12 protein-coding genes are annotated in these 11,845 nt (G+C 71.1%); 10 read left to right on the top strand and 2 right to left on the bottom strand.

Annotated elements, in window-relative coordinates; genetic code table 11:
• The first annotated feature begins 43 nt into the window (after positions 1–43).
• The 8 genes from ACFPCV_RS12960 to ACFPCV_RS12925 all read left to right on the top strand — a co-directional run bounded on the left by ACFPCV_RS12960 (position 44) and on the right by ACFPCV_RS12925 (position 7,580).
• Positions 44–523: a DUF3180 domain-containing protein gene (locus ACFPCV_RS12960; RefSeq protein ID WP_378056362.1), complete on the top strand. Its 480-nt coding sequence runs from the start codon at positions 44–46 to the stop codon at positions 521–523.
• 57 nt (positions 524–580) lie between these two features.
• A complete protein-coding gene (locus ACFPCV_RS12955; protein ID WP_378056361.1) occupies positions 581–2,104 on the top strand; it encodes a DUF6779 domain-containing protein in 1,524 nt (507 codons plus the stop codon).
• 825 nt (positions 2,105–2,929) lie between these two features.
• Positions 2,930–4,036, top strand: coding sequence for a PrsW family intramembrane metalloprotease (locus tag ACFPCV_RS12950; protein WP_378056360.1), 1,107 nt, complete (start codon positions 2,930–2,932; stop codon positions 4,034–4,036).
• A gap of 37 nt (positions 4,037–4,073) precedes the next feature.
• Complete coding sequence (locus tag ACFPCV_RS12945) at positions 4,074–4,967, top strand: Rossmann-like and DUF2520 domain-containing protein (protein WP_378056359.1); 894 nt, start codon at positions 4,074–4,076, stop codon at positions 4,965–4,967.
• A complete protein-coding gene (gene panC / locus ACFPCV_RS12940; RefSeq protein ID WP_378056358.1) occupies positions 4,964–5,839 on the top strand; it encodes a pantoate--beta-alanine ligase in 876 nt (291 codons plus the stop codon). The genes ACFPCV_RS12945 and panC overlap by 4 nt, the downstream gene beginning before the upstream one ends.
• Before the next feature lies 1 nt (position 5,840).
• Complete coding sequence (panD, locus tag ACFPCV_RS12935; RefSeq protein WP_378056357.1) at positions 5,841–6,314, top strand: aspartate 1-decarboxylase; 474 nt, start codon at positions 5,841–5,843, stop codon at positions 6,312–6,314.
• 4 nt (positions 6,315–6,318) lie between these two features.
• Entirely contained in the window at positions 6,319–7,095 is a 777-nt protein-coding gene (locus tag ACFPCV_RS12930; protein WP_378056356.1) for a type III pantothenate kinase, read from the top strand.
• A complete protein-coding gene (locus ACFPCV_RS12925) occupies positions 7,092–7,580 on the top strand; it encodes a GNAT family N-acetyltransferase (RefSeq protein WP_378056355.1) in 489 nt (162 codons plus the stop codon). Before ACFPCV_RS12930 ends, ACFPCV_RS12925 begins: the two co-directional genes overlap by 4 nt.
• 194 nt (positions 7,581–7,774) lie before the next feature.
• Here ACFPCV_RS12925 and ACFPCV_RS12920 read toward each other — a convergent pair whose 3' ends face one another.
• Positions 7,775–8,515, bottom strand: a complete 741-nt coding sequence (locus ACFPCV_RS12920) for a class I SAM-dependent methyltransferase (protein ID WP_378056354.1) — start codon at positions 8,513–8,515, stop codon at positions 7,775–7,777.
• A 44-nt stretch (positions 8,516–8,559) separates the two neighbouring features.
• Here ACFPCV_RS12920 and lysS point away from each other — a divergent pair, with 44 nt between their 5' ends.
• Positions 8,560–10,062: a lysine--tRNA ligase gene (gene lysS, locus ACFPCV_RS12915; protein WP_378056924.1), complete on the top strand. Its 1,503-nt coding sequence runs from the start codon at positions 8,560–8,562 to the stop codon at positions 10,060–10,062.
• Between the two features lie 127 nt (positions 10,063–10,189).
• Positions 10,190–10,540 carry a histone-like nucleoid-structuring protein Lsr2 gene (locus ACFPCV_RS12910; protein ID WP_378056353.1) on the top strand — a complete coding sequence of 117 codons (351 nt, stop codon included), beginning with the start codon at positions 10,190–10,192 and terminating at the stop codon, positions 10,538–10,540.
• Between the two features lie 3 nt (positions 10,541–10,543).
• Here the strand turns inward: ACFPCV_RS12910 and ACFPCV_RS12905 are convergent, their stop codons facing one another.
• The gene (locus ACFPCV_RS12905) at positions 10,544–11,788 is read right to left on the bottom strand and encodes an MFS transporter (RefSeq protein ID WP_378056352.1); all 1,245 of its coding nucleotides are present in this window, start codon (positions 11,786–11,788) and stop codon (positions 10,544–10,546) included.
• Between the last annotated feature and the right edge of the window lie 57 nt (positions 11,789–11,845).

Genomic DNA, 11,845 nt, shown 5'->3' with positions numbered 1-11,845 from the left:
TTCCAGTAACTGGAGAGTCAATTCTCGCCGGTACCGTGGCGGCATGCACTTCACCCGGGCCCGCGATCTCGTCCTCGTCGGGCTCGTCACCGCGGCGCTGGTCCACCTGCTGGTGCGTGTCCTCTATGGACAGCTGCCGCCGCTGCCGACGTTCGCCGGTGTCACGCTGCTGGTGCTCGCCGTCGTGGAGACCGTGCTCGGGTTCTCGATCCGCACCCGCATCCGCAACCCGCGCGAGGGCAGGCCGCTGCAGCCGCTCACCGCGGCGCGGGCCGTGGCGCTCGCGAAGGCGTCGTCACTGCTCGGCGCGATCATGTCCGGCGCGTGGCTCGGGGTGCTCGCCTATGTGCTGCCGAGACGGTCGGAGATCACGGCAGCGGCCGACGATCTGCCCAGCGCACTGGTCGGTGTGATGTGTTCCGCGCTCCTGATCGCCGCCGCTCTGTGGCTGGAATGGTGCTGCCGGACACCGGATGACCAGGACAATCACCCGCCCGAGCCGCATTCCGGATCAGCGGCCTGACATCCTTTGCGAATCGTAATGGTCTCGTCCTTATAACGGACCGGTACGGTGTGTCCCATGAACGCCCGCCGCGACTCCTCCGACGAGCCTGAGGTCGGCTCGGCCGTCGGGCGCGTGCTCCTCGCGGGCGCTGTGCTCTTCGCTCTCGGGGCCACGGCTCTGCTGGTGCTGACCGATGAGCAGAAATGGCTGCGCATCGGCATCGTCGCCGCACTGTGGGCCGCACTCGGCGGCGCGTTCCTCGCCGCGAAGTACCGCAGGCAGGTGGCCGACCAGCGGGAGGCGGCCGCCGAGCGGCAGAAGGTCTACGAACTGGAGCTCGAACGCGAGGTCGCCGCCCGCCGCGAGTACGAGCTCGAGGTCGCCGCCGAGGCGAAACGGCAGGCGGAGGAGGACGCGCGCGACGACCTGGCGGTACTGCGCGACGAGCTGTCGAAGATGCGGCAGACGCTGGAAAGCCTGCTGGGCGGCGAGTTCCTCGTCGAGCGGTACGCGCTGCGCGCCGAGTCGACCCGCATGCGCTCGCTCGGTGACGACCGCTCGCTCGCGATGCCCGGCGACGTCAAGCGCCTGCCCGCCGCACGTTCCGAGCAGCCGGACATCGTCGTCCCGCCGGTCGTGCGCGAGGCGGAGACCGAGCTGATCGAGCGAATCCGCGAGGTGCACCACAAGCCGCGCCGCGAGCCCCACCGCGAGCAGCCGCAGCACCGCCCGGAGCCCAAGGCCGCGGGCGCCGGCCCGCCGCCTGCGCCCCGTCGCCCGGAGCGCCCGGCCCGCACCGATTGGCCGACCCCCGAACCGGTGAAGCCGGCGAAACAGCGTGAACCGGCGAAGCCGACGAAGCAGGCGAAGCCGACGAAGCCACGCGAGCCGGTGAAGCCCGCGAAGCGGCCGGAGCAGGCCCCGCCCGCCGCGGCGCGGCAGCAGGAGCAGCCGACGCGGTTCGTGGAGCACCCGGCTGAGATGTCCGACCGCTGGTTCGTGTCGGAGGGCCTCACCGACTCCGGCTCCACGCCGGTCCAGGCACCCGCGCCGCGCGGCCAGGAACCGAAGCGCCGTGCGGAGCAGCCGCGCAGGGCTGAGCAGCAGCGCCCCGCCGACCCGCCGCCGCAGCGCAGGCCCGCGCCGGGGTGGGACGACAACGACCCGGAGTGGGCCCCGTCGTGGCAGGCGCGGCGCGAGGAGAAGGACATGCATTTCGCGAGCCAGGCGGAGCGCACCAGCTGGCTCGCGCAGTACAACAAGCCACAGCCCAACGGGGAGCCGACGTACTCGAGCCGCGCGTACGTGCCACCGGTCCCGCCGGAGCCGGAGAGCACCCCGGACCCGGTGCTGAACGACCGGCCGAGCAGGCGCGGCGCGGAGCACCGGTCGGAGGAGGCCCCGGGCCGCAGGCACCGGGCCGAGCCGGTGGAGGAGTCCGGCGGCGGACGCAGGCGCCGAGCCGAGGGCCAGCCGTCGTGGCAGGAAGCGGTGGGCGAGTCGTCCGGTTCCCACTCGGCGGGCCGCTCGGTGAGCGAACTGCTCGCCAACCACGGCATCGACTCGAGCCCCCGCCGCAGACGCCGCCGCGAGGAATGACCACGAGCTGGACGGCACCGCACTCGCGTCGCCGACAGCCCGAAGCAACCCGTAGGCCATGGCGCCCGCGCGCCCGCACAGCGCGGCGGCGCCGGACGCGCAGCGCCCCTGCGGGGCCGCCCGCAGGAGGCGAACCGGTGCCGTGAAAGGCGCGTTCACGGCACAACCGGTGCCGTCAATGGGCCATTCACGGCGCTCAGCGCCGTCAATGCGCCTTTCACGGCACTGCCAACGCCGTCAACGCGCCTTTCACAGCACCAAACCCAGGGCGCTCCGCGCCCGGCCCGCGCAGCGGAAAGTAGCGGGAAACCTGCCCGCGCAGCGGGCCCGCAACCCCAACGGTGGCGCAAGCCCACCACAAAGGGGCTCCCTGCCATCCCGTCGACCTGGCAGCGCCCGATCACGCCGTGTCAAGGGGGGCCAAACACCCGAATCACAACACGCGGAAAGGCCCCCCTTGGCGCGGTGTGATAGCCCGTAGGGAGGTCGACGGGATGGCAGGCAGACCCGCTTAAACCGCCGCCGACATGCCCCTCCGCCACCCCCGAGACCTGCCGTCCGGCGAGGACAAACCACCCGCCAAACCGAACACCGACCTGCGAAACAAGCAAACCGCCCGGAACGCAACCCCCACCCGAACCCGGGGGCGTCCCGCCATGCCAGTCTACCGGCCCCCACCGACAAAACAAGGGGCAGGAGCCAACCTGTGGATAACCACGTCGGCTGTGGACAACGGCACCGCACTCGTGCAAAACGGGCAGGCCTTAGGGTGACCCCGTGCACCCTGCCCGGCCGCCGCATCGGCACACACCGCGTCGGCAGACCGTGTTGTTGCCCGTTGCAGGGCTCGTGCTTCTCGCCGGTTGCGGGCTCACCCTCCTCGCGATGTCGACCGCTCGGGTCGGGCTGGTCGCGGAGCTGGTCGGGATCGTCGCCGCGCTCGTTCCGGTCGGGTCGATCGTGGCCGCGTTGCTGTGGATCGACCGTTGGGAACCCGAGCCGGCGCGCATGCTGTGGCTCGCGTTCGGGTGGGGTGCGAGTGTCGCCGCGATCACCGCGCTGCTGGTCAACAACACCGCGGCGGCCGTCGGTGACGCGTTGCTCGGGTACGGCGGTGGCGACAAGGTCAGCGCGATCATCTCCGCGCCGCTGTTCGAGGAAGCGCTCAAGGGCGTGTTCGTCCTCGGCATCATGTACTTCCTGCGGGACGAGTTCGACGGTGTGGTCGACGGTGTGGTCTACGCGGGTTTCGTCGCAGCCGGGTTCGCGTTCACCGAGAACATCTACTACTTCGGCCGCGCGTTCGCCGACCACGGGTTCGGCGATCCCGGCACCGGCGGCGTGGTCACCGCGTTCATCCTGCGCGGTGTGCTCTCGCCGTTCACGCACCCGCTGTTCACCGCCATGATCGGCATCGGGGTCGGCATCGCCGTGCGCACGTCCAGCCGCTGGCTGCGCGTTGTCGCGCCGCTCGCGGGCTACCTCGTCGCGGTCCTGCTGCACGCGTTGTGGAACGCGGCCGCGACGCTCGGCACGCCGCAGACGTTCCTGAACGTGTACTTCCTCGTCATGGTCCCGATCTTCATCTCGGGTGTGTTCCTCGTCAGCTGGCACCGCCGCCGCGAGCAGCGGATCGTCGCGAGCGCGCTGCCCGCGATGGTCGACCGCGGCTGGGTCGACCCCGTGAACGTCAAGCGGCTCGTCACGCTCACCGCCCGCCGCAACTGGCGGGTCCGCGCCGGACGCAGGCAGGGCAGGGCCGCCTCCCGCGCGGTCGGCGCGTACCAGGCGGCGGTCACCGAGCTGGCCTTCCTGTGGCACGCCGTCCATCTCGGACTCGCGGGTTCGGACGCCGCCGACCGTGAGGCACGGCTCGTCATGGTCCTGCACGCCGCCAAGGCCGACCTGCCCGCCAGAACCCCGTCCAGGTGAAGTTACGCTTTCGTCGGGAGATGTTCAGGGAGGCGGAATGAACCGGCCCGCGCGCCTTGCCGTCGGTGTGGTCTCCACCGGACGCGTCGGGGCGGTGCTCGGAGCGGCCCTCGCACGCGCCGGGCACACGGTGGTCGCCGCCTCCGGCGTTTCCCGCGAGTCCGTCGAGCGCGCCGAGGAACTGCTGCCCGGCGTCCCGCTGATCGCCCCCGACGACGTCGTCCGCGCCGCCGACCTGGTGGTCCTCGCGCTGCCGGACGACGCGCTGCCCGGCATGGTCCGCGGGCTCGCCGCCGCGGACGCGCTGCGGCCGGGGCAGATCGTCGTCCACACCTGCGGCGCGCACGGCGTCGACGTCCTCGCACCGGCGCAGGAACAGGGTGCGCTGCCCCTCGCGCTGCACCCGGTGATGACGTTCACCGGCCGCGCCGAGGACCTCGAACGCCTCCCGACCTGCTGTTTCGGCATCACCGCAGGCGACTCCGACGAGGCGGCGTGGAGTGTCGGCGAGGCGCTCGTGGTGGAGATGGGCGCCGAGCCGGTCCGCATCCCGGACTCGGCCCGCCCGCTGTACCACACCGCGCTGGCCCACGGCGCGAACCACCTGGTCACGCTGGTCGCGGAGGCCGCGGACCTGCTGCGCGGCACCGGTGTGGACAACCCGGAGCGGATGCTCGGCCCGCTGCTGTCCGCCGCGCTCGACAACGCGCTGCGGCACGGCGACCGCGCGCTCACCGGTCCCGTCGCCCGCGGCGACGCCGGCACCGTGCGGGCCCACCTGCGGGTGCTTGGCGAGCACGCCCCGGACATGTTGCCCACCTACCGCGCGCTCGCCGCGCGGACCGCGGAACGGGCGCGGGAGAGCGGGCTGCTGCGCGCCGACCTGGCCCCCGACGTCTTCGCCGCGCTGGAGCGAGAGGATCGCCGATGACGCCGAGGTTCACCCCCGGCCAGCTACACGTCCACAGTGGACTGGACGACATGGTGGCCACCGCGCGCGCGTTGCGTGCCGTCGGGCGCAAGATCGCCCTGGTGCCCACGATGGGTGCGCTGCACGACGGGCACCGCAGGCTCATGAGCACCGCGCGCAGGCTGCCGGGCACGGTGCTCGCCGCGTCGATCTTCGTCAACCCGCTGCAGTTCGGGCCGGACGAGGACTACGACCGCTACCCGCGCCCGCTCGAGGACGACCTGAGGATCTGCGAGGAAGAACGCGTCGAGCTGGCGTTCACGCCCGCACGCGAGCAGATGTACCCGGGCGGTCCCGAGATCACGGTCGACCCCGGCCGGCTGGGCCGCGAGCTGGAGGGCGCGTCCCGGCCCGGTCACTTCGCGGGAGTGCTGACCGTGGTGACGAAGCTGTTCACGATCATCCAGCCGCACTACGCGGTGTTCGGTGAGAAGGACTACCAGCAGCTCACGCTCGTCAGGAAGCTGGTGCGCGACCTCAACCTCGACGTCAAGGTCATCGGGGTGCCGATCGTGCGGGACGCCGACGGGCTCGCCCGCTCCTCCCGCAACGCCTACCTGTCCGGCGACCAGCGCAGCGCCGCGGTCACGCTGTCCGCCGCGCTCGCCGCGGGTGCCAGGGTCAGCGCGGGCGGCGCCGAGGTCGTGCTGGAGTCCGCGCGGGCGGTGCTCGACAAGGAGCCGCTCGTGACCGTCGACTACCTGGAGCTGCGCGGCGCCGACCTCGGTCCGGCGCCTGCGCACGGGGAGGCCCGGCTGCTGGTCGCGGCGCGGGTCGGCGCGACGCGGCTCATCGACAACACCCAGGTGTTCCTTGGTCAGGGGGAGGACTGACATGTTCCGCACGATGCTGAAGTCCAAGATCCACCGGGCGACCGTGACGCGGGCCGACCTGCACTACGTCGGTTCGGTGACCGTCGACGAGGACCTCATGGAGGCCGCCGACCTGCTGGCGGGCGAGCAGGTGACGATCGTCGACGTCACCAACGGCGCCCGGCTCGAGACGTACGTGATCACCGGTGAGCGGGGCAGCGGCGTCATCGGCGTCAACGGCGCGGCCGCGCACCTGGTGCACCCCGGCGACATCGTCATCCTCATCGCGTACGGCGTGATGGACAACGCGGAGGCGGCCGCGTTCCGGCCGCGCGTGGTGTTCGTCGACGAGACGAACTCGATCGTCGACAAGGGCTCGGTGCCAGGGCACGTGCCGGACGGGCACGGCCTGGTCAGCGGCGCGGAGCCCGCGACGACACCGGCGGAGACCGCCGACGCCGCGATGCTCGACGCGCTGCTGCAGTCCGAGAGCTGACCCGGTGCTGCTCGCGATCGACGTCGGCAACACCAACATCGCGCTCGGCCTGTACGCGGACAAGGAGCTGGTCCGCGACTGGCGGATGCGCACCGACCCGCAGATGACGGCCGACGAGCTGGCGCTGACCATGCGCGGGCTGCTCGGTGAGCACGCGGACGGGATCACCGGTGTCTCGGCGCTGTCGACGGTGCCCGCGGTGCTGCGTGAGCTGCGGGTCATGCTGGGCCGCTACTACCGCGTGGTGCCGCGCGTGATCGTCGAGCCGGGCGTGAAGACCGGGGTGCCGCTGCTGGTCGACAACCCGAAGGAGGTCGGCGCCGACCGCGTGATCAACACGCTGGCCGCCCACCACCTGCACCAGACGACGTGCGTGGTCGTCGACTTCGGCACGTCGACCAACATCGATGTGATCTCCGCGCGCGGCGAGTTCCTCGGCGGCGTGTTCGCGCCCGGCATCGAGATCTCGGTGGACGCGCTCGCGTCCCGGGCCGCCGCGCTGCGCAAGGTGGAGCTGGTGCGGCCGAAGTCGGTGATCGGCAAGAACACCGTCGAGTGCCTGCAGTCGGGCATCATGTACGGCTTCACCGCCCAGGTCGACGGGCTCGTGCGGCGCATCGTCGACGAGCTGCACCGCACCGCCCATCCCGGCGAGGTCACGGTGATCGCGACCGGCGGCCTCGCCCCGCTGGTGGTCGACGACTCGGAGACGATCACCGACCACCGCCCCGACCTGACGCTGCTCGGGCTGCGCCTGGTCTTCGAACGGAACACGAGGTGACCGTGGACATCCGCAGGGCCCGCGAGGACGACGACGCCCGCCTGCTGGAGATCGACTTCGCGACGTGGACGACGTCGGTGTCGCCGGCGCCGCCACCGGCCCGCGAGGAACGCACGTCGTTCTTCGACGACCGCAGGAACGCCGGGGACTACCTGGTGGCCGAGGTCGACGGCAAGGTCAGCGGGTTCGTGCTGGTGCGCCAGGCCATCCCGATCGAGTCGCACGAGCACGTGCTGAGCATCAACGAGCTGGCCGTCGACCCGGCCGTGCAGGGCCGGGGGATCGGCGGGGCGCTGATCGAGGCCGCGGCGGCGGACGCGGCCCGGCGTGGGGCCAGGAAGCTGACGCTGCGGGTGCTCGGCGGGAACGCGGGTGCGCGGCGGCTGTACGAGCGCCGCGGGTTCGTCGTCGAGGGTGTGCTGCGCGGCGAGTTCCTGCTGAACGGCGAGCTGGTCGACGACGTGCTGATGGCGCGACACCTCTGAGGCGCGGTCACCCCGGGCGGCCTCCGGCCCCCGGATTCCACGCTACCGGCGACCACCGACGCCGGACGCCCCCGGAGCGGAGCACTGTGGACAACCGGCCCACCTGTGGACAACCACCGTCCTGACGAGCCGCAACGGCACGGAACTGTCGGTGCCATGCCGTAGCGTGGTTCGAGGGGGCCGGCGGCAACACCTCACCGCCGCTTCGCGCGCACCACCTTCGTCACCAGCGGCGCGTCGAACTCCCCGTGTGCCGTCTCCGGCCGCGTCGACAGGTACTCCCGGATCCGGCCCAGCACCAGCTCCCGCTCCCGCTCGGCGATCACGATCATCCGGGAGTGCGTCGCGAACGTCGCGGCCAGCGAGTCGGCGGTCCGCCGCTGCGTGTGCGGGAACCACGCCACCTCGGGCGGGCAGAACGACGGGTGCCCGGGCATGGTGGACCGCGCAGGCGCGGAGTTCCCCACGCTCGTCCCGGCCACCGCCAGCAGCCCGGCCATCCACTCGACGCTCGAGTCCTCCCCGTTCCACAACAGACCGACGGTCCCGCCCGGCCGCAGCACCCGCCCGATCTCGTCGAGCGCCGCCTCCTGGTCGAACCAGTGGAACGCCTGCCCGACCAGCACGGCGTCCACCGAACCGGCGGCGAGCGGAATCGCCTCCGCCGTCCCGGCGAGCGCCTCGACCGTCGGGAGGCGGCGCGTCAGTTCGGCACGCATCTCCTCGTCCGGCTCCACCGCCGTCACCTCGAGCCCCAGGGGCAGCAGCCCGTCGGTGAGCTTCCCCGTGCCGGCCGCGAGGTCCAGCACCGACCGGGCCGCGCCGCCAAGGGCCCAGCGGATTCCATCCGCCGGGTAGTCCGGCCGGTGCGCGGCGTAGTCGGCCGCACGCGAACCGAAGGAACGTGCCCTTGACAGGTACTCCTCGTCCGCCATGGCACCAAACTAACGCGAAGACGCAGGCCGTACCCTGTTCTACCGTGACCGACGAAACGCAGGAACCGCAGTCCGACGACCTTCCTGAGCAGCTTCGGGTCCGTCGCGAGAAGCGGGCCCGGCTGCTTGCCGAAGGCGTCGATCCATATCCCGTCGAACTGCCGCGCACGCACACGCTCGGGCAGATTCGTGAGACGTATTCGGACCTCGCTACCGACACCGCCACCGGCGATGTGGTGGGCGTCACGGGCCGGGTCATCTTTCTGCGCAATACCGGCAAGCTCTGTTTCGCGACCCTGCAGGAAGGTGACGGCACCGAACTGCAGGCGATGCTGAGCCTGAACAACGTCGGGGCGGACGCGCTTTCGGACTGGAAGAGCACCGTCGACATCGGTGATCACGTTTTCGTCCACGGCGAGGTAATCACCTCCCGCCGCGGCGAGCTGTCCGTTCTCGCCGACGAGTGGCGAATGGCCGCCAAGGCGCTGCGGCCGTTGCCGGTCGCGCACAAGGACCTGAACGAGGAAACCCGGATTCGGCAGCGGTATGTCGACCTGATCCTGCGCCCGCAGGCCAGGGAAACGGTGCGCACCCGCGCCGGCGTGGTCCGCGCATTGCGGGAGAGTTTCCACGGCCGTGGATTCACCGAGGTCGAGACCCCGATGCTGCAGACGCAGCACGGTGGTGCCACCGCGCGCCCGTTTGTCACACACTCGAACGCGATGAGCATGGACCTCTACCTGCGTATCGCGCCGGAGCTGTTCCTGAAGCGCTGCGTGGTCGGCGGTATCGACAAGGTCTTCGAGATCAACCGCAACTTCCGGAACGAGGGCAGCGATTCATCGCATTCCCCCGAGTTCGCGATGCTCGAGTTCTACGCGGCCTACGAGACCTACGACTCGATGGCCGTGCTGACCCGCGAACTCGTCCAGGAGTCCGCGCAGGCAGCGCTCGGTACGCAGGTCGTCACGCTCGCGAACGGCGAGGAGTACGACCTGTCCGGGGAGTGGGAGACGCTGTCGATGTACCCGTCGCTGTCCTCGGCGCTGGGCACCGAGGTCACCCCGGAAACCCCAGCGGAGCTGCTGCACAAGCACGCCGACGACCTCGGGCTCGAGGTGGACCCGAAACTCGGCCACGGCAAGATGGTCGAGGAACTGTGGGAGCACCTGGTCGGCGACAAGCTGTACGCGCCCACGTTCGTGCGTGATTTCCCGGTCGAGACCTCGCCGCTCACCCGGCAGCACCGGAGTATCGCCGGTGTCGCCGAGAAATGGGATCTCTACGTCCGGGGGTTCGAGCTCGCCACCGGATATTCCGAGCTTGTCGACCCCGTCGTCGAACGCGAGCGGCTCACCGAACAGGCCGGTCTGCGTGCGGGCGGTGACGACGAGGCGATGCGGCTCGACGAGGACTTCCTGCGTGCGCTCGAGTACGGAATGCCCCCCAGTGGCGGTGTCGGAATGGGTATCGACCGGTTGCTCATGGCGCTCACCGGTCTGGGCATACGGGAGACGATCCTGTTTCCGCTGGTGCGCCCAGAATGAGCAACTCGGGGCCCGGGAACCACTAACCTAATCACGGATTTGCGTTAAGCTGGTTAGTGGGAGTATTTGTTATGTGCTCACGCACGTTCGCTCGGTCCCCCGTGTCGCAAACCTGAGGAGGGCGCAGATGGCGCAGAAGGTCACGGTTAGCCTGGTCGATGACCTCGATGGTTCAGAGGCGGAGGAGACCGTCGAGTTCGGATTGGACGGCGCGTTCTACGAGATCGACCTCTCCGAGGACAATGCGGAGCGGTTGCGGGAAGCACTCGCCGAATACGTCGAGCACGCGCGCCGGTCCGGTGGCCGTAAGCGCGCCGGTGGCCGGGTGGCCGTCGCGGGTCGTGCGCCGCGCACCGCGTCCGCGGATCGGGAACAGAACCAGGCAATGCGTGAGTGGGCCCGTAAGCAGGGCATGACCATCTCCGATCGCGGCCGAATCCCGAAGGAAGTAGCCGAGGCGTACAACGCGCAGGCCTGAGAATCACACAATCGTGGGTCGCCGGTTCCTGGATCGGGCGGGAACCGGCGTATTCGCTCCGGCCGGGCGCACCGCCACCGCGATCCACGCGGCGGCACCGAGCGTCGCCACGCCGGAGAGCGCCATCGCGACACCGACCGGCACGACCTCGGTGAGCCCGCCGAACACCAGCGGGCCGACGCCCTGGAACGTCATCAGGCCGGTCGAGAGCAACCCGAACGCCTGTCCGCGCGCGTCGTCGGGCAAGGCGTCCCGGAACCGTCCCTGCAACCCGACCCCGAACGCGAACCCGCAGCCAAGAAGCACCATCAACAGGCCGGCGGTCACCGCGTCGACGTCGAACGCGAACGGGACCAGCGGCAACCCGAGCAGTGCCACCAGCAGCGGCACGGCCCGCTCCCGGTTCCTCGGCGTGAACACCCTTGTCACCAGCAGGTTGCCCGCGAACATGCCGACCGGAACGCACGCGAGCACCAATCCCGCCGCGCCGTCGGGGAAGCCCGTCAGCGCGGCGTAGGGGATCAGCAGGCTCTCCCCGCCGATCACCAGCGCGGGCGGCAGCCAGTTCGCGAACAGCAGCCGTCGCACCACCGGGTCGACGAGCAGCTCACGCGCGCCGTGGAAGCTCTGCCGCACCAGTGACCGCTCGCTCTGCCGCCCGGGTGCGGGCAGGTCGGGCAGCGCGAGCCAGGCCCACAGCGCCGCGACGGCGTGACACCCGGCGGTCATCAGCAACGCGGTCTCCGGTCCCATGAACGCGACCGCGAGCCCGCCACCGGCCATCCCGATGATCTGCGCCGCCGACGAGGCGAGCTGGAACAACCCGCGGCCGACGACGAACGCGTCGCCGGACAGCACGTCGGCCGTGAGCCTGCCCGCGGTCCCGTTGAACACCGGCGCGAGACACCCGATGCCGGCGACCAGCAGCAGGCCCGCCCACACGGGCATGCCGCCGACCGCCAGCAGCAGGGCGGCGGCCGCCTCCAGCGTGTAGCCGGTGACGATCAGCAGCCGCGGCCGGACCAGGTCGGGCAGCGCGCCGATGACGAGCCCGCCGACGACCTGGGGGAGGAACGACGCACCGAACGTCACCGCGCCGAGCAGCGCCGACCCGGTGGCCGTGAAGACCAGCACGGACAGGGCGACCGTGCGCAGGGTGTCGGCACCGATCGCGAGGGCCCTGGTGAGGAACACCGTGCGGAAGACCGGCACGGCGAGGACCTGACGGAAGGTTGCGCGTTCACTCACGGGCCACAGCCTCCGTCGCGGCCCGCGCCCGCCACCACTGTTTCGTGCAGCAGCGTA

Source organism: Actinophytocola glycyrrhizae (genome assembly GCF_042653545.1).
Classification (GTDB): Bacteria; Actinomycetota; Actinomycetes; order Mycobacteriales; family Pseudonocardiaceae; genus Actinophytocola; species Actinophytocola glycyrrhizae.
The sequence above is the reverse complement of the archived record's forward strand: the minus strand, read 5'-3'. Positions and strand labels throughout refer to the sequence as shown.

Excerpts from the sequence above, each read along its gene's own strand:
- ACFPCV_RS12960 (WP_378056362.1), top strand. The coding sequence starts at position 44 with ATGCACTTCACCCGGGCCCGCGATCTCGTCCTCGTCGGGCTCGTCACC.
- ACFPCV_RS12955 (WP_378056361.1), top strand. The coding sequence starts at position 581 with ATGAACGCCCGCCGCGACTCCTCCGACGAGCCTGAGGTCGGCTCGGCC.
- ACFPCV_RS12945 (WP_378056359.1), top strand. The coding sequence starts at position 4,074 with ATGAACCGGCCCGCGCGCCTTGCCGTCGGTGTGGTCTCCACCGGACGC.
- panC (WP_378056358.1), top strand. The coding sequence starts at position 4,964 with ATGACGCCGAGGTTCACCCCCGGCCAGCTACACGTCCACAGTGGACTG.
- panD (WP_378056357.1), top strand. The coding sequence starts at position 5,841 with ATGTTCCGCACGATGCTGAAGTCCAAGATCCACCGGGCGACCGTGACG.
- ACFPCV_RS12920 (WP_378056354.1), bottom strand. The coding sequence starts at position 8,515 with ATGGCGGACGAGGAGTACCTGTCAAGGGCACGTTCCTTCGGTTCGCGT.
- ACFPCV_RS12910 (WP_378056353.1), top strand. The coding sequence starts at position 10,190 with ATGGCGCAGAAGGTCACGGTTAGCCTGGTCGATGACCTCGATGGTTCA.